This is a genomic window from Dysgonomonas termitidis, assembly GCF_042654545.1.
In the GTDB taxonomy this organism is placed as follows: domain Bacteria; phylum Bacteroidota; class Bacteroidia; order Bacteroidales; family Dysgonomonadaceae; genus Dysgonomonas; species Dysgonomonas termitidis.
In genome coordinates this window covers 1-16,814 of the sequence record NZ_JBHSGN010000111.1, presented here as the reverse complement: position 1 = coordinate 16,814, position 16,814 = coordinate 1, and the positions used below count along the sequence as shown (strand labels likewise).

Sequence of the window (16,814 nt, the reverse complement as noted above, 5' to 3'; positions counted from 1 at the left end):
CTTATTGCTAATTTTGAAACCGTTTTCCACTAAAATTATATCAATGAAAAAAATTATCTTATTTTCTGTCGGATTATTAGCCGCAATTTCATCAAATGCCCAGATGAAGCCCGAAAGTACCGAATGGTATTATCCTCAACCGCCGAAAGTTATTCCGGCAAAAGTTTTAAACCAGCCGCCTTCCGACGCTATTGTTTTGTTTGATGGGAAGGATTTGTCAAAATGGGTTTCTACGGGTGGAGGAGATGCCAAATGGAAAGTGTCGGATGGGGCGATGGTGATCGTTCCGGGTTCGGGAGGTGTTTCTACCAAAGAATATTTTGGAGATTGCCAGTTACATATTGAGTTTAAATCTCCTGCTCCCGAAAAATACAACGGGCAGAACAGAGGCAATAGCGGTATTTTCCTGCAAAGTACCTATGAAGTACAGGTCTTGGACGGAGATAACAATCCCACCTATGTAAACGGAATGGTAGGTAGTATCTACAAACAGGTTGCCCCTGATGTCGACGCTTACACAAAAAATGGAGAATGGCAGGTATATGATATTTACTGGAAAGCTCCAGTATTCGGCACCGGCGGTAAACTGGAGTCTCCGGCTATGATAACTGTTGTGCTTAATGGTGTTTTGATCCAGAATAATTATATACTGAAAGGGGATACTCCATATATTGGTTTTCCAAAGTATGAGGCCCACGGGCGCTTACCTTTGATGCTTCAGGATCATGGTACAGCTGTTGCTTTCCGTAATATATGGATTCGAAATCTATAGAGGACATATTCTGATAAGAATAAAAACTGACAGATTTGGCTACGAGGTCATTATGTAACAGTTTTGAAACAAAAACGTTACATAATGGCCTTATAGATAATATATATATAGTATAAGCGCATTTTTTCGGTCAAAAAGATATTTGTTTCAAAGTTATTCCTTATATTTGTATCGTGAATTAGGTTATTGATAATTTACAAGTATAACGAACAAAGAATACCATGGATAAGATGGGATTTCTTTGTTTTTTTTATGCCTGTAAGTGAATAAAGATTGTTTTTAAATTAAATTTTTTTGGTTATGAAAAGGTTATCAATTTTATTTGTAGCGATACTGGCGTTCAGTATCAGTTCATTTGCGAGCAACGATTATGAGGTTTTATGGGTGTTGAATAACAAAACAACATTCAATACAGTAACCGATTATGTAAAGGCTAGTCCTGAACAGAAGGAGCAGTTGGGAAACATATTCTATGATTCGGCTGAGAGATTAAAAAATGCGTTGCAGGATAACGACAAAGAGGGGGCTTGGAAAGCCTTGGCCTTCAATTTGGCAAACACTAGATCTGTATTATCTGCACAGCAATACCGTAAATATCTGGCAATATTAAATGCTACATATCAGCAGACACAAGGTGTTCTTGTAGCTAATAAATAAAGATGTGATGTTAATTAAACAAATTGGAGGGAAGGATTTATTCTTCCCTTTATTTTTTCAAAACAGTTCAAATCCTTCTTTGTATGTCCTGAATTTCAATTCCGGAAGCAATTCCTTTCTCATACGACTCGTATCTCCATAATAAGACACCATTCCTATTTTTACAAAATCAACGGTCAGCGGGCTTCGGGTACCAAAAAGGGTAGAGAATGCTTCAAAACCCCGGGCTGCCGTCATTATCATCCATACCGGCATACGCCACGGTTTGCGGTTTCCTTTATAGATTGTTATATCGTCAAGGAATTGTTGCAGAGTTTGCACCCCCTCATCCCCAATATGATAAATCCCTTTTATATCGGGGTTTAGAGTGGCCGCAATAGTTGCATCCACAAAATCGGGTTTCGAGATGAGATGTATATAGGTCGGTTTCCTCCACACTCCCAGTAACCAGTGGCGGGCAAACCATTGTGCTGCATCTATCATAAGGATTCCTTTGCCGTAGACCATCCCTACACGTAAAGAGACGGCTTCGAAATCATATTTCTCTCCATACCGGAACAAGAGTTTTTCTTCCTCGAGACGTGTTTTTGCATGCATCGATTCCGGTTTCCCATCCAATACGCCGGTCGCCGGATCTTCCGGGCTGCGTTCACCTTCTACATGGGGGAAACTGATGAGGATAATGCGTTTTACTTTCTGCCCGATAGCGACATCTAATAAATTGTTGAAATATTGCGTATTCGTAGTCGGCAGGAATTTTTCGGGATTCGCTTTGAATAATATTCCCGCAAAATGAACGATTACATCGACATTTTCGAGTGCATCGCGCAATGTCTCCTTGTTTGCTAAATCTACTTTAAAAACGGATATATTCTCTTTCTCTTTCAGATTATCGGCGGCATCTTTTTTATGTATCAGCAAGTTCAGATTTACATTCATATCTTTCATTCCCTGAGCTAATAATCCGCCAAGGTTGCCTGCCGCTCCCGTTATTGCTATTCGTTTCATGTTAAGTTTAGTTTAAACTGTAAAGATAAGTTTAGTTTATTGCTATATGGTCATTTATTGAAACTATAATATCAAATTTTGTAATGCGGTATGCTATTTTTTTTATAATTTTAGTTTCCCGATTTAGGCTTGGAATACCTGTATATTAATAATATAAACATTAAACACCATGAAAGAACTAAAAATGTTTATCGACGGCAAATTTATAGAAAACGCATCCGGAAAATGGATAGACGTACTGAACCCGTCGACAGAAGAAGTAATCTCTCGACAACCTGAAGGAACGGTTGAAGATGCCCGCAAGGCAATCGATGCTGCCGAAAAGGCGCAGGACAAATGGGCCGCCACTCCTGCTGTGGAAAGGGCGGGTTACCTGATAAAAATTGCAGCAGGAATCCGTAAAAGAGAAAAAGAACTGACTGATATAATCGTTCGTGAAGGAGGAAAAACACAGGGGCTGGCAAATGTAGAAGTCCTTTTCACAGCCGATTACCTCGAATATATGGCAGGATGGGCACGCAGATATGAAGGTGAAATTATCCAGAGCGACCGTCCGCACGAAAATATTTTCCTGTTTAAAAAACCGATCGGGGTTACAACCGGTATTCTTCCGTGGAATTTCCCGTTCTTCCTCATAGCCCGTAAAGCAGCTCCGGCATTGGTGACGGGAAACACAATAGTGGTAAAACCGAGCCAGATCACACCCGAAAACGCATATGTATTTGCCCAAATAGTTGAAGAAACAGGCCTCCCTGCCGGAGTATTCAACCTGATAATGGGACGTGGTTCGGTTATCGGGCACGAACTGGCTGCCAATCCGAAAGTAGGTATGGTGAGTCTTACAGGTAGTGTAGGAGCAGGCGTACAAACTATGGCTGCTGCATCGGCAAATGTTACTAAAGTTTCGCTCGAACTGGGAGGTAAAGCTCCGGCTATCGTTATGGACGATGCCGACCTCGATCTCGCGGTGAAATCGATAATCGCATCCCGTGTTATCAATACAGGGCAGGTTTGTAACTGTGCCGAACGGGTATATGTACACAAGAAAGTGAAAGACATATTCCTTGAGAAGTTGGTTGCGGGTATGAAAGCTGTAAAAGCCGGTAATCCTTCCGAAGTAGTGGATTTGGATATGGGGCCGCTTGTAGAAGCTAATGCATTGAAGTCGGTGGAAGAAAAAGTAGCGAAAGCGATAAACCAGGGCTGTAAACTTCTTTGTGGCGGCAAGCGTATCGGAACGAAAGGCTATTTCTTCGAGCCTACTGTTCTTGCGGAAGCTACTCAGAAAATGGATATTATACAGGAAGAAACATTTGGCCCGGTATTGCCTGTCGTTGAATTTTCCGATATAAACGACGTTATTGAATGGGCTAACGATTGTGAATATGGACTGACATCCTCCGTTTATACTCAGAACCTGGATACAGCTTTCAAACTGGTAAGAGCGCTTAAATTCGGTGAAACATACATCAATCGTGAAAACTTCGAGGCTATGCAGGGATTCCATGCCGGATGGCGTAAATCGGGAATCGGCGGCGCCGATGGTAAACACGGACTTGAAGAATATCTTCAGACACATGTAGTGTATCTGGAAACAAAAGGCTGATAAGTCTAATAATAAAAAACTCAAAGTCTGCTGGCTTTGAGTTTTTTATATTATTACCTTTATAGCGATCAACTAATTTAAGATAAAGATGAAAGTAGGATTATTTATCCCCTGCTATGTAAATGCCATATATCCCGAAGTGGGGGTAGCCTCATACAAGCTCCTCGATTATCTGGGTGTGGATGTGGATTATCCCATCGATCAGACTTGTTGCGGGCAACCTATGGCAAATGCAGGTTTTGAAGACAAAGCCATTCCTTTGGCAAAACAGTTCGAAGAACTTTTCGGCAAATACGACTATATTGTCGCTCCGTCGGCCAGTTGCGCCGCTTTTGTAAAAGAAAATTATCCCCGCCTGCTGGAGAAAGAACAGCATTTTTGCCGGACAAGCGGAAAAATATATGACCTGTGCGAGTTCCTTCACGATATATTGAAAGTGGACAAACTTCCGGGTAACTTCCCTCATAAAGTGAGTGTACATAACAGTTGCCACGGCGTACGGGAATTGCATTTATCTTCGGCAAGCGAATTGAATATTCCCCGTTACTCAAAGGTCAGGGATTTACTGTCCTTAATAGAGGGAGTAGAAGTGCTGGAACCTCAGAAAGTCGACGAATGCTGCGGCTTTGGAGGAATGTTCTCTATCGAAGAGCCTTCCGTATCTGTATGTATGGGGCAGGATAAAGTAAGGAACCATATGGCTACCGGGGCAGAATATATAACCGGAGCCGATAGTTCATGCCTGATGCATATGCAGGGAGTGGTTAGCAGAGAGAAACTTCCGGTTAAGTTTATTCATGTTATTCAAATTTTAGCTGCGGGACTATGAGTACAAAACATACGAAGGCGGCAGACCGCTTTATTGCTGATAAAGAGCAGGAAAGATGGCATAACGAAACCCTTTGGATGGTACGGGAGAAACGTGACCGTATGGCAATGGCTATCCCCGAATGGGAGCACTTGCGTGAACTGGCTGCGAAGGTGAAGATGCATACGATTACCCATCTCGACCAATATCTTGGAAAATTTGTCAGTAATGCCGAATCCAACGGTGTAATTATTCATTGGGCAAAAGATGCGACGGAACATAACCAAATTGTTTATGATATCCTGTCGAAACATAATGTAAAGAAGCTGGTAAAAAGTAAATCCATGCTTACGGAAGAATGTCATTTGAATCCGTTCCTCATAGAAAAAGGTATCGATGTGGTCGAGAGTGATTTGGGTGAGCGCATTCTCCAGCTGATGAATGAGCCGCCGAGCCACATTGTAATGCCTGCGATTCACCTGAAGCGGCAGGAAGTCGGCAAACTCTTCGAAGATAAATTGCATACCGAAAAAGATAACAGTGACCCTACATACCTTACCCGCGCAGCCCGTCAGCATTTGCGCAACGAATTCCTGACAGCCGGTGCAAGTATGACAGGAGCTAACTTCGGTGTGGCGGAGACTGGTGACGTAATAGTCTGTACCAACGAAGGGAATGCTGATATGGGTACCTCTCTGCCCAAAGTACACATTGTATCGATGGGAATAGAGAAAATTATACCGGATCTCAAAGCCCTGAGTATATATACCCGTTTACTCGCCCGTTCGGCCACGGGACAGCCTGTAACGACCTATACTTCCCATTTCCGGAAGCCGCGCAAAGGTTGCGGGATGCATATCATACTGGTCGATAACGGACGAAGCGAGATACTCGGAAATAAAGAACATATACAAACGCTGAAATGTATCCGTTGCGGGGCATGCATGAATACGTGTCCGGTGTACCGGAGAAGCGGCGGGTATTCCTATACTTATTTTATACCCGGTCCTATAGGTATTAATCTGGGGATGCTGAAATCGCCGGAGGAATACGCTGATAACGTTTCGGCCTGTTCGCTTTGTTATTCGTGTAACAATGTCTGTCCGGTAAAAATAGATCTGGCAGATCAGATATACCGTTGGCGGCAGAATCTCGATTCGTTTCACAAGGCGGATAAGATGAAGAAGATGATGTCGTGGGGCATGAAATTCCTGTTTATGCACCCGGCTTTATACAAAACAGGGCTGAAATTTGCACCGGTTGTAAATCACCTGCCGCGATTTATGCTGTATAACGGATTGAACGACTGGGGTAAAGGACGGGAACTACCACGCTTTGCCAGCGAATCGTTTACCGATATGTGGAAAAAGGGGAAAGTACAGACTAAAAACAGATAAGGATGAGCAGTAAAAACGATATATTAGAAAATATAAGGCAACATATAACCGACAGGTATAAAATGCCCGATATAGATATAGAAGGGATACAGTATCCCGATAAAATAGCCCAATTTATAGACGTAAGCAAGGTTGTGGGAGGAGATGCCATTATCCTGAATGATGATGAAGATATAAATAAAGTTATCGGCTCTCTGTATGCGGACGCTAAAGTGATAGCCTCCAACTTACCGGATATAACCATTGCAACCGTTAATCCGGATAATGTTGCGGACCCGTACGAATTGAACGGGACCGACCTGGCTATAATAGAGGGAGAGGTGGGCGTTGCCGAAAACGGATGTGTCTGGATTCCGCAAAATGTAAAGGAGAAAGTAGTATATTTTATTTCGGAATATCTTGTTATCGTACTTGATAAGGAGAATGTGGTGAATAATATGCATGAAGCCTATGATAAACTCACATTCAACGATTATGGCTTCGGCGTATTTATCTCCGGTCCGTCCAAAACGGCTGATATAGAGCAGTCGCTGGTTGTAGGCGCACATGGTGCAAAAGGAGTGACCGTGATATTGAAGTAGAGAATGCAGGTGTGAAAGATTTTTCGCCCTTCTCTAATTCAACACAATATTATTATTAAATAAAAAGCGTGAGTTTATGCTCACGCCTCTTATCCAAAAAATCAATCCATATGTAATAATAAATACAGGGCAGTAAAAAACTGCTTGACTATTTATTCTCTGTAGTTACTTTCAAAGTCACTTCTATATTGTTTCGTGTAGCATTGGAGTAAGGGCATACCTGATGTGCCTCTTTAACCAGTTCTTCAGCTTCTTGCTGGCTGATCCCTTTTATATGTACATCCATTTCCACAGCCAGTTGAAAGCCTCCACCTTCTTTAGAGCCGATGCTTACCCTGGCGGTTACTTCCGGTTTTATGTGAATTTTTTTTGCTAATGAAACATGGCTTAATGCGCTGCCGAAGCAGGCGGAATAACCTGCTGCAAAAAGTTGTTCAGGGTTTGTGTAATTACCACCCGGGCCACCCATTTCTTTTGGAGGTCTCACTTCCAGGTTCAGTACTCCGTCCGAAGACTTGACACTACCGCTTCTTCCTCCAACAGAAGTAGCTACTGCTGTGTACATTTTTTCCATACTACTGTTTTTTATAATTTGCCTGATTAATATAATAAAACAATAGTAAGACTTGTATTGTTCAATGATAGCTATAATAAAGGAAAATAAGATTTAACAGGGCAATGGCGCAAAGTTTATATTTTTTGAAAAAGTTTATCTATAGAGTGGAGCTGTTAGCCTTTAGCTTATAGCTTATAGTTCTTTGAAAGAATGATAGTCCCCTCCAACTTCCCCAAGGGGCAGGGCTGTTAAGTTCTCTTCTTTGTTCTGTTATTTTCTGCTGTCATCCTGAGTGGAACGAAGTATCCCGACCCTGAGAAACGAGATGTTTCACTCCGTTCAACATGACACAGAGGGTATAAATAATTAGAACTTAACAGCCCTGCCCCCAAAGGGGACTTACAGAGAGGGAAAAAAGGAACAGATAAAAAATAGTGGAAAAAGTGTAACTTTTGTAACTTTTTTGATATAGTTACGAGTTACTTCGCCCTTCGGGCAGTTACGGGTTGCAAGTAGACAAGATACGAGATACAAGATACGGGTTGTTTACTGTTTACTGTTTACTGTTAACTGATATATCTGTTACCTTTGTTACCTTTTGCGTCTTAGCGTCTCTGCGTGAAATACTGTTGACTGCTGACTGTTAACTGAAATAAATGTTACCTTTTAACTATATATAGTTAAAAAATACAAAAATAACAGAATAAAAATAGTAAAAAAAGTGTCAGATGTGTCAAGTTTTAATACTTTATGGTTAATAAATGTAAATATTTAACAGGTGGTTCAGTTACCAATTTTCGTGCATTTATCCTAAAGGCTTAAAGGGATACCCCTTATTTTTATAAAAGCACTATCTTTGTACAAAATGGAAGATTATGATACTAAATATACAAAATGAAACTGCACCGCTGAAAACCGTTGTGCTGGGACAACCGTATTCATTGGGAAAAGAACCTGCACTGGAGGATACATATGATGCCAAATCGTATGAGTCCGTACTGAATGGGACCTATCCGCAAGAGGAGAGTATCGCTGATGAAATGACCGCATTTGAAAAAGTTTTCTTAAAGTACGATGTGGAAGTTCTTCGTCCTCTTATTTTGCCCAACTGTAACCAGGTCTACGCCCGTGATGTAGCATTTGTAATTGACGATAAGATCATCACATCAAATATTATACCCGACCGGGCAGATGAACAGGAGGCATATGCGCCTATCTATAGCCGGATAGCTTTCAATAAAATATATAACCTGCCGGAGAAAGCGCATGTAGAAGGCGGAGATGTGGTACTATATGGTGATACCGTCTTTGTGGGCACATATATGGAAAGAGATTACCCCGAATACAAAACTGCCAGAACAAACGCGTACGCAATAGCATTCCTTCGGGAATTATATCCTGAGAAGAATTTTGTGGCACTAGAGTTGGAAAAAGATGATACTGATCCTCGTAAAGGCATCCTGCATCTCGATTGTACTTTCATGCCTGTCGGCAATGGCAAGGCTATTATCTATAAAGATGGTTTCAAGCACGAAAAAGACTATCATTATCTGGTTGATTTCTTCGGTAGGAAGAATATTTTCGAGGTTACACAGGAAGAAATGTATTATATGAATACGAATATATTTTCCATATCTCCTACGGTTGTTGTAAGCGAGGAACGTTTTACGCGCCTTAACCGACATCTGGCCGATGAATGGGGGTTGACAGTAGAGGTTGTCCCTTATTTCGAAATATCCAAAATGGGCGGGTTGCTCCGTTGCTCTACATTGCCGTTAGTAAGGGAATAATCCGGTATGAAAATGAATATGCTGAAATCCCTGATTCTCCTATTAGCTTTTGTGCTTGTACCCATTGCTGCATCCGCGCAGATGATCGGCGCAGGCATACAAGCGGCAAAAAGTGAGAAAGTTCAGTTTGCAGCCAATGTACATACCAGATATTATACATATAAAGGAGATGTAAATTTTTTCTTGTTCGGAGGCTTGGATTATACAGGAGGTAGTACTAAACTTTCCGGATTGAATACGAAGGCTATTTCACCCACATTGGATTTTGCAAGTATGGTCTTTGGAGATTATGCCGATAGAAGTATTTTGTGGTTATCGTGCGATGCGGGGTATTTACGAAACTTCCATGAGAAGAAGTCGAGCGGGATTGTGCTTACTCCCAATATTATGTGCGCGTATAGTTTGTTTTATATAAAGACAGGGTACGATATGAATGTATCGCGCGGCAACAATCAATTTTTCGTACGCTTGGGACTCATTCTTTCTTTATGATAATAAAGATGAGTCATAAGTTATGAATTACAAGTTGTACGGATATTAAACATTTATAATTCATAACTTATAACTCATCATTCATAAACTTATTTTGCGTCGGGGTAAAGTCCTTTCCACCAGCTATTATCGTCCTTCAGCCATTTGGCAAACCATGCCATGATGGAATTGTTCCATTCCACACGCCGCTTGTAGTTCATTACTCCGTGGTTTTCGTCTTTCACCTGTATGAATTCTGCCGGGCGTCCCAATATCTTCAAAGCTGTGTACATCTGGATACTTTCGCCTATAGGCACATTGGTGTCGACCGTACCGTGCGTAAACAGAATAGGAGTGTGTACTTTGTCGGCGCTGAACAACGGACTTTGCTTTACATACAGGTCGGGATTATTCCACGGATAGCTGTGCGCGCTTGCACCCGAACTATAAGTGTATCCCCAGTATCCTTCGCCCCAGTAGCTGCTGATGGAACTGATTCCCGCGTGGGATACGGCAGCCGCGAATATATCTGTCCGGGTTTGCAGGTACATGGTCATAAATCCGCCGTATGAGGCGCCTACACAGCCGATCTTCTTATCATTTACATATGGGTGTTCTTTGACAAACTGTTTTACGCCTTCTATGATATCTTCGGCTGTACGTTTACCCCATGCATTGACATGTAAGGCTGCAAACTTCTGTCCGAATCCGGTTGCGCCGCTCGGCTGTATAATATATACCACATAGCCTTGCGATGCAAACACATGAGCAGGATACGGCCCCTCAAATGTACGGGAAGTAGGGCTGGTACCTCCGTAGTAATATACGATCATCGGATATTTCTTGGACGCGTCGAAGTCTGGCGGCAGGTAACAACTGCCTTTTATCTCTGTTCCTGCGGAATTGGTAAAGTTCCAGTCTTCTACTTTTCCAAGGGACATTTCCGATAACCTGTCGTTGTATGGGTCGGCTATCATTGTCGACTTTTGGTTTTTTACATCATACAGATAAGCACGGGTAGAGTTTGACCGGCTCACACCGAAATAGATTGCGGACAGAGCATTGTCAGCCGTAGAGAATGAACGGATGACTTCTTCATTCAATGGTAATTTAGTGAAAGTCTTGCCGGAAGGATTGTATGCATACATATTCACGTAGTCCTTGTCGGTAGTACGGAAATAGATCAGATTGTCTTTCTTGTTCCAGAAACTATTATCGATGCTCGGATCGAAGTTCTTTGTGATCGGGTCAATCTGTTTTGTGCTCAAATCCATGATAAATGCGAGACCATTATAGCTATTGGCAATTTGTCCGGCATCTATATTTTGTCCTATACCGCCGAAGGCTTCGCCTGAACCCGAAATGAGGACCTTTTTCCCGTCAGGAGAGAAAGACGCGCCATGTGCAAAGCCTTCGTTTGTCCATAAAGTATCTACAGTCATAGTGGGCAAATCCAACTTGAGCATTGTGTATTTACGGAACGGACGTTCGGTCACTGTTTCATCGGTAAAAGAAACCAGAAGCTGTTTTGAGTCGGCACTGATATCGTTGAGCCATGTGGTATGCGAGCCATATGTAAGTTGCTGGCTTAGACCCGATCTGATGTCGTATTTATAGATGAACGAACGGTTGGTGTATCCCGGCTGACGGTTTTCCGGTGATAATAAAAGTTTCAAATCCCCTTTGGTCTCTTCGCCCTTTTCCTGTTTGGTATAGAAAAGGGTTCTTTCATCCGGGGAGAAAGTCATATACTCGTCCGGAATGTTCTTTGCAAAGACCGTTTCCTGTAATGTCGCCGGATCAATGGTAATCAGATTTGTACCATCTTCGGTTTTTAGTGTGTAGAACATTTTTTCGCTTACAGGCATCCAGCTTAACTGTTTTTTACTGCCATCGGTATCCAGAAGGATTTGTTTGCCTGTAGTGACATTATGTAATTCGGTTGTGGATACGCCTTTCTCTCCGAATGTATTTCTGTACGAAATCAAAGCGTATTGTCCGTTTGGCGACATGCTGGTATTGGTTACCCTTTTACCTAAGAGCATATCAGTAAAGTTTACAAACCTTTTGCTTGTATTTTGGGCCGAAAAAGAAGTTTTGTCGTCATCCTTCTCATTTTCCAATACAATTTTGAAGATGGGGGAGGATTTATCTTCCGCCGAAGCCAGTAGCTTGATTACAACACGGCTGGATAGGGGATACGGATTGAAAGTAGCCGTAACTTCTTTTTCATTCCTGAAGTTTTCTTCTCTGGTGGTTTTCGATGTGCTGAGCTTACCATCCACATATAGCTCAAACATATTCGCAGAGGTTATCTTTAAGGATAATTTCGCATAGCGGTTGGCTTGTACGTAGAATGAGAATAGCTGGAAAGTATAACCTTCCCTTGGCTTCTCCGCATAAAAATATCCGGCAGTGTCGGATCTGAGAGGTCTTACAAAAGCGGTTTGCTCAGGAATGGTCAGACTCATTTTCAATAAATCCTTTTCCGAATACTTATCTCCTTTCAGATTGGTAGAGTCTACAATTAACGGATTGATAACAGCAACGGGCGGAGCTGCATATATCTGAGGCAATTTTTGTTTGGTCTGAGAAAACATTCCTATAGCCGATATAAGGCATAGGGCAATAATCGACAATCGTAATTTCATATATTTTATAATATTTTATAGTTTAGACGATAAAGATATGAATTATACGATAGACAACCGGAATAATGGTGGTGAAAAGCATCTCTTTAACAAGATGTTTTATAGCAGGGGCGTCTTTATTTAAGGATAATGTATTATCTTTGAACGTATAATACGTACACATATAGTAAACACTATCATTGATATAAAAAATGAAGATCTTAGCACGCTATATTATTTTTTCTTTATCAGCTATTATATTCTTTTCTTGTACAGGCGGCGACTTGATGCTTTATCGTGAAAAAGAGCCGGAACCCGAACCCGAGCCCGAACCGGAATATTACTGGTTGCTGGAAAGTGTAGACTACCCGGAATATAATATTCAGTCGATGCAGTTCCGTAACGACTTTATCCTGACTTATAATGATGCGGACTCTATAATCGTAATAGATAATGATGGGGGAGACTACATTCAGGTTGATTATAAAGACAAATTTTTCTCATTTTCCCGCGTAAGGAATTCTTCCGCAACAAGCCGGACCTCTGATAGCCTGCTGATTTATCTGAATGAAAACAAGCAGATAGATTATGCCTTGCATGTGACCAATATAGAGACATTTAAGGATGGCGAACTAATATCGAACAGAAGAACACAGAACGATTCCACGGTCTGTAAATATAATGCAGAAGGATATATGACCAATATGGATCATTATGATTATAGTGGAAATAATAACTCCCTGTCATATGCTGAAGAATATGTGATTACAGATGGTAATATAACCGAAGTAACTTCATCGGCCGGTTATCATCATATATATACATATGACAAGACTGCATATATTCAGTCGGCAAGCTATGTATATGAAATGCCTCTGAATACAATAAGTATAAAGAGCAGGGGAGGGTGTTGGTTTATGTCCAGTTTGCCTTTTCTGTCGGCTAAATATCTTGGAAAGGCTAGCGTGAATAATGTATCGCGAACGGTAATAAAGAAAATAGACCGGAACGGGGCGGAGTCCGACTATGCTGACATCGTGTATAAATATGTTCTCGATGAGAATAATATGTTAAGTACAGCTACACTTTCGGGAGTAGTTAACGGTCAAAATATTCCCGATAACTATGTATCTAAATTCTCTCATTTCGGAAAAGATAAGAAATAAGATGAAAAGTCCGGTTCTATGCCGGACTTTCTTGTTTAATCCCGGCTTAGCTACAAGTAATGAATGAGAAATTGAGAGATGTTCATTACCTAACCAAGCCGGGAGGCTAAGGGGGCAGCCTTATATTTTCAGATATTATTTTCTTTCGGGTGTATCCAATACTTCTCCTGTCTCTTTACTGACTTTTACTATATCGCCTTTTGTTCCGCTGATATACCATATTCCGTTATCCAGGCTTACCGAAAACGGTTCCTGTCCGGTTAGCAATGGTCTGGCTATCGCCATAACCGACAGTATGGTTGGTACGGCATCATTATAGGCTGTCAATGTAGAAGACTGGTGTTCCGGCCACTCTATGGATTGAGCCAATACTTCAATGTTATTTTTGTATTTATCTCTGGGATTACCTTTGAACTGATAGAATATAGCAGAGGCTATCATCGATATCAGACAGATGGGGTATATTGCAGTCTTACTCATAATAATGTAAGTTTTATCGGTTGCATCATATAGAGGAATGTATAGCATATATTCCACAACAAGACTATTATTTTTTTTGATGGAAAATAAAAAAAGCGCTGAGATTCAAATATTTCAGCGCTTACAGTATTGAAGTATAACTTTTATTTTTTAGCGTCCAGTATTTCAAGAAGTATTTCCGGTTCGTCTGTGGTAATGTAATCGATTTCCTGATTGAGCATTGTTTGCATATCTTCTACTTTATTCACAGTCCAAGCATTGGTCAGTAATCCCATGGATTTTGCTTTTTTTGCTAGATCCGTATCTTTAAGAAAATGGCTATAGTGATAATCTATACCAGACATTCTTTCCGCTTCCAGTTCTTCCAGCGTTTTATCGGCTTCCAGATAAAGGATTTTTGCCGTTGGGTCCAGTTCCCTGATGCGTTTTGCCGCATCGAAGCTGAATGTTATATAGTCGGTCCATGCCTGCGCATTCATACGGTGTACTATATGGACAGCCGAATCGGCAACGGCTTCGCAACGTTCTTTTCCTTTTTGCGAAGCTTTAACTTCCAGTATCAGGCGGGTCTTATTCTGTTCTTTGATACATTTGATATATTCTTCAAGGCTTGGCAGTCTATCACCGTCTTTCAATGCTATTTTGTGTAGTTCTCCGGCAGTAGTTTCTTCTACTTTTTTACCTCCTATCTCGGGGTCGTGTGAGAGAATAACTTTATTGTCGGAAGACAGCCATACATCAAATTCGGAGCCTTCGCAGCCTATTTCTATCGCTTTTTTCAATGATTTTAATGAGTTCTGGCTGGCATCATGGTTTTTCCATGCCCCACGGTGTGCGATTACCTTGTTTCGGATAAAGTCGTCTCTGACCAGTTCGAAGGTTTTCTCTCCGTCTTTGGTCTTTACAGTAACTTCGAAACGCCAGGGAGAGGATTCTGTCAGAGCGGCATTTTTTTTCAGGGAGATGTATCCGTCCTTGCTTATTGTGAATAAACTGGAATTGTCTTTTGTCAACGAGATTTTTTCTCCTGCGGGAATGTTGAATTTTCCAATAGATATTCCCTTCTTATTTTTTGGAATCAGATAATTATCCAGTGTCAATAATTCTTTTCCTGATTGTGAATGCATACCGGCATGACTTGATAATAAAATAAAAAATAAAAATAATAACTTTTTCATGATTACATTTTTAGACATTAATCGTATATAAACTATATTGTGGATATATGCGGTAATAAAATATTACAGATGAAAAACAGGCAAACATATATATATACTATAAAAATTTATCTATATCTAAGAATAGATAGTGATATTGGATAATCAAAGATAAAAAGTAAGAAATGAAAAAGCGTGTAGAATCTGTTACTTTTGTTACTTTTTTTATTAATAAATTAAAAATGGTTTATTTACCAGCTGATTATGGGTTATAGAAAGAAAAGTGACAGGTGTGTATTATTTGTAAAAAGTGTTACTTTTGTTACCTTTTTTGATTATTACGATACTATATTTTAAATTTAGTTGGGATACTTTTGTCATTTCATTTTTGAAAGATTTATTTCTCTGATCTTGAAAAAATATTTCCAATTAATATTTATTCTATCAGATGACATTTTATTACCTTTACGTTAAAAATTAAGACTATGAATACCTACTCTAACTTTCAAAAGTATCTGCAAAACGAACTTGCTGATATACAATCGGCAGGACTGTACAAGAATGAACGTATAATCGTGTCTCCACAGGGAGCATCTATCCGTGTAAGTACCGGACAGGAAGTGCTGAACTTCTGCGCAAATAATTATCTGGGGTTATCAGATAATAAGGAATTGATCGAAGCCGCCAAAGAGGCGATGGATTCCCGGGGCTTCGGGATGTCTTCGGTCCGGTTTATATGCGGTACCCAGGATTTGCATAAGCAACTCGAAGCAGCCATCGCAAAGTTTTTCGGCATGGAAGATTCCATCTTGTATGCGGCCTGCTTTGATGCCAATGGCGGGGTATTCGAGCCATTGTTGAGCGATCAGGACGCCATTATATCCGATTCATTGAATCATGCCTCCATAATAGATGGCGTACGTCTGTGTAAAGCTGTTCGCTACCGTTATGCAAATGCGGATATGGAAGACCTCGAGAAACAGTTGAAACTGGCACAATCGCAACGTTTCCGGCTGATAGTTACAGACGGTGTGTTCTCTATGGACGGTAATGTAGCCCCGATGGATAAAATATACGAACTGGCACAGAAATACAATGCCATGATAATGATAGACGAATCTCATTCAGCGGGTGTTGTGGGCAGGACCGGACGAGGCACTACCGAGTTATTCAATCTGCGTGGTAAGGTTGAAATTATCACGGGTACTTTAGGTAAATCGTTTGGGGGAGCTATCGGCGGATTTACAACAGGTAAAAAGGAGATAATAGATATGCTTCGCCAGCGTTCACGTCCTTATTTATTCTCAAATTCGCTACCTCCTGCAATCACAGCGGCGGGGATTAAGATGTTCGAGATGATGGAACGCACGAATGAACTACAAGATAAACTGCATGCTAATACAGACTATTTCGTAGAAAAGATGAAAGCGGCAGGCTTTGATATCAAACCAACACAATCATCCATCTGCGCGGTGATGCTGTATGATGCGAAGTTATCCCAGGATATGGCAGCCCGGTTATTGGATGAAGGTATTTATGTTACAGGATTCTATTATCCGGTAGTGCCTAAAGACTTGGCGCGTATCCGTGTGCAGATATCTGCCGGTCATGAAAAAGAACATCTTGATAAATGTATAACGGCATTCACAAAAATAGGAAGAGAATTAGGTGTAATAAAATAAACGATGAATAACATTCTTATAGTAGGCAGTACGGGTCAGATCGGCTCGGAACT

General features: G+C 40.9%; 15 protein-coding genes. 10 read left to right on the top strand and 5 right to left on the bottom strand.

The window, feature by feature from the left end; translation table 11 throughout:
• The first annotated feature begins 43 nt into the window (after positions 1-43).
• Positions 44-772, top strand: a complete 729-nt coding sequence (locus tag ACFO6W_RS18280) for a 3-keto-disaccharide hydrolase (protein ID WP_379999052.1) — start codon at positions 44-46, stop codon at positions 770-772.
• A gap of 300 nt (positions 773-1,072) precedes the next feature.
• The gene (locus ACFO6W_RS18275) at positions 1,073-1,429 is read left to right on the top strand and encodes a hypothetical protein (RefSeq protein ID WP_379999050.1); all 357 of its coding nucleotides are present in this window, start codon (positions 1,073-1,075) and stop codon (positions 1,427-1,429) included.
• Positions 1,430-1,486: 57 nt separating this feature from the next.
• On the opposite strand, the gene ACFO6W_RS18270 is transcribed toward ACFO6W_RS18275, so the two are convergent.
• Positions 1,487-2,437, bottom strand: a complete 951-nt coding sequence (locus tag ACFO6W_RS18270; protein WP_379999048.1) for an NAD-dependent epimerase/dehydratase family protein — start codon at positions 2,435-2,437, stop codon at positions 1,487-1,489.
• Between the two features lie 169 nt (positions 2,438-2,606).
• Between ACFO6W_RS18270 and aldA the strand changes: the two genes are divergently transcribed.
• From aldA to ACFO6W_RS18250, 4 genes are all read left to right on the top strand, one after another.
• Entirely contained in the window at positions 2,607-4,043 is a 1,437-nt protein-coding gene (aldA, locus tag ACFO6W_RS18265) for an aldehyde dehydrogenase (protein ID WP_379999046.1), read from the top strand.
• A gap of 88 nt (positions 4,044-4,131) precedes the next feature.
• The gene (locus ACFO6W_RS18260; protein WP_379999044.1) at positions 4,132-4,872 is read left to right on the top strand and encodes a (Fe-S)-binding protein; all 741 of its coding nucleotides are present in this window, start codon (positions 4,132-4,134) and stop codon (positions 4,870-4,872) included.
• On the top strand, positions 4,869-6,248 hold the full coding sequence (locus tag ACFO6W_RS18255) for a lactate utilization protein B (RefSeq protein ID WP_379999042.1): 1,380 nt from the start codon (positions 4,869-4,871) through the stop codon (positions 6,246-6,248). The genes ACFO6W_RS18260 and ACFO6W_RS18255 overlap by 4 nt, the downstream gene beginning before the upstream one ends.
• Before the next feature lie 2 nt (positions 6,249-6,250).
• The gene (locus tag ACFO6W_RS18250; protein WP_379999040.1) at positions 6,251-6,829 is read left to right on the top strand and encodes a LutC/YkgG family protein; all 579 of its coding nucleotides are present in this window, start codon (positions 6,251-6,253) and stop codon (positions 6,827-6,829) included.
• Positions 6,830-6,977: 148 nt separating this feature from the next.
• On the opposite strand, the gene ACFO6W_RS18245 is transcribed toward ACFO6W_RS18250, so the two are convergent.
• A complete protein-coding gene (locus ACFO6W_RS18245; RefSeq protein ID WP_379999038.1) occupies positions 6,978-7,403 on the bottom strand; it encodes an organic hydroperoxide resistance protein in 426 nt (141 codons plus the stop codon).
• Between the two features lie 857 nt (positions 7,404-8,260).
• On the opposite strand from ACFO6W_RS18245, the gene ACFO6W_RS18240 reads away from it, so the two are divergent.
• Entirely contained in the window at positions 8,261-9,175 is a 915-nt protein-coding gene (locus ACFO6W_RS18240) for a dimethylarginine dimethylaminohydrolase family protein (RefSeq protein WP_379999036.1), read from the top strand.
• 12 nt (positions 9,176-9,187) lie between these two features.
• Positions 9,188-9,667, top strand: a complete 480-nt coding sequence (locus ACFO6W_RS18235; protein WP_379999034.1) for a hypothetical protein — start codon at positions 9,188-9,190, stop codon at positions 9,665-9,667.
• An 89-nt stretch (positions 9,668-9,756) separates the two neighbouring features.
• Here the strand turns inward: ACFO6W_RS18235 and ACFO6W_RS18230 are convergent, their stop codons facing one another.
• Positions 9,757-12,297, bottom strand: coding sequence for an alpha/beta hydrolase family protein (locus ACFO6W_RS18230; RefSeq protein ID WP_379999033.1), 2,541 nt, complete (start codon positions 12,295-12,297; stop codon positions 9,757-9,759).
• Between the two features lie 191 nt (positions 12,298-12,488).
• Between ACFO6W_RS18230 and ACFO6W_RS18225 the strand changes: the two genes are divergently transcribed.
• Positions 12,489-13,442: a hypothetical protein gene (locus tag ACFO6W_RS18225; protein WP_379999031.1), complete on the top strand. Its 954-nt coding sequence runs from the start codon at positions 12,489-12,491 to the stop codon at positions 13,440-13,442.
• A gap of 135 nt (positions 13,443-13,577) precedes the next feature.
• Here the strand turns inward: ACFO6W_RS18225 and ACFO6W_RS18220 are convergent, their stop codons facing one another.
• A complete protein-coding gene (locus ACFO6W_RS18220; protein WP_379999029.1) occupies positions 13,578-13,922 on the bottom strand; it encodes a hypothetical protein in 345 nt (114 codons plus the stop codon).
• 143 nt (positions 13,923-14,065) lie between these two features.
• Positions 14,066-15,100, bottom strand: a complete 1,035-nt coding sequence (locus tag ACFO6W_RS18215) for a glycerophosphodiester phosphodiesterase family protein (RefSeq protein WP_379999027.1) — start codon at positions 15,098-15,100, stop codon at positions 14,066-14,068.
• Between the two features lie 464 nt (positions 15,101-15,564).
• Here ACFO6W_RS18215 and kbl point away from each other — a divergent pair, with 464 nt between their 5' ends.
• The gene (gene kbl, locus ACFO6W_RS18210; protein ID WP_379999025.1) at positions 15,565-16,761 is read left to right on the top strand and encodes a glycine C-acetyltransferase; all 1,197 of its coding nucleotides are present in this window, start codon (positions 15,565-15,567) and stop codon (positions 16,759-16,761) included.
• Positions 16,762-16,814: the final 53 nt, after the last annotated feature.

Excerpts from the sequence above, each read along its gene's own strand:
- ACFO6W_RS18215 (WP_379999027.1), bottom strand. The coding sequence starts at position 15,100 with ATGAAAAAGTTATTATTTTTATTTTTTATTTTATTATCAAGTCATGCC.
- ACFO6W_RS18230 (WP_379999033.1), bottom strand. The coding sequence starts at position 12,297 with ATGAAATTACGATTGTCGATTATTGCCCTATGCCTTATATCGGCTATA.
- ACFO6W_RS18255 (WP_379999042.1), top strand. The coding sequence starts at position 4,869 with ATGAGTACAAAACATACGAAGGCGGCAGACCGCTTTATTGCTGATAAA.
- ACFO6W_RS18275 (WP_379999050.1), top strand. The coding sequence starts at position 1,073 with ATGAAAAGGTTATCAATTTTATTTGTAGCGATACTGGCGTTCAGTATC.
- ACFO6W_RS18260 (WP_379999044.1), top strand. The coding sequence starts at position 4,132 with ATGAAAGTAGGATTATTTATCCCCTGCTATGTAAATGCCATATATCCC.
- ACFO6W_RS18235 (WP_379999034.1), top strand. The coding sequence starts at position 9,188 with ATGAATATGCTGAAATCCCTGATTCTCCTATTAGCTTTTGTGCTTGTA.
- kbl (WP_379999025.1), top strand. The coding sequence starts at position 15,565 with ATGAATACCTACTCTAACTTTCAAAAGTATCTGCAAAACGAACTTGCT.
- ACFO6W_RS18240 (WP_379999036.1), top strand. The coding sequence starts at position 8,261 with ATGATACTAAATATACAAAATGAAACTGCACCGCTGAAAACCGTTGTG.
- ACFO6W_RS18225 (WP_379999031.1), top strand. The coding sequence starts at position 12,489 with ATGAAGATCTTAGCACGCTATATTATTTTTTCTTTATCAGCTATTATA.
- ACFO6W_RS18280 (WP_379999052.1), top strand. The coding sequence starts at position 44 with ATGAAAAAAATTATCTTATTTTCTGTCGGATTATTAGCCGCAATTTCA.
- ACFO6W_RS18245 (WP_379999038.1), bottom strand. The coding sequence starts at position 7,403 with ATGGAAAAAATGTACACAGCAGTAGCTACTTCTGTTGGAGGAAGAAGC.
- ACFO6W_RS18250 (WP_379999040.1), top strand. The coding sequence starts at position 6,251 with ATGAGCAGTAAAAACGATATATTAGAAAATATAAGGCAACATATAACC.
- ACFO6W_RS18220 (WP_379999029.1), bottom strand. The coding sequence starts at position 13,922 with ATGAGTAAGACTGCAATATACCCCATCTGTCTGATATCGATGATAGCC.
- ACFO6W_RS18270 (WP_379999048.1), bottom strand. The coding sequence starts at position 2,437 with ATGAAACGAATAGCAATAACGGGAGCGGCAGGCAACCTTGGCGGATTA.
- aldA (WP_379999046.1), top strand. The coding sequence starts at position 2,607 with ATGAAAGAACTAAAAATGTTTATCGACGGCAAATTTATAGAAAACGCA.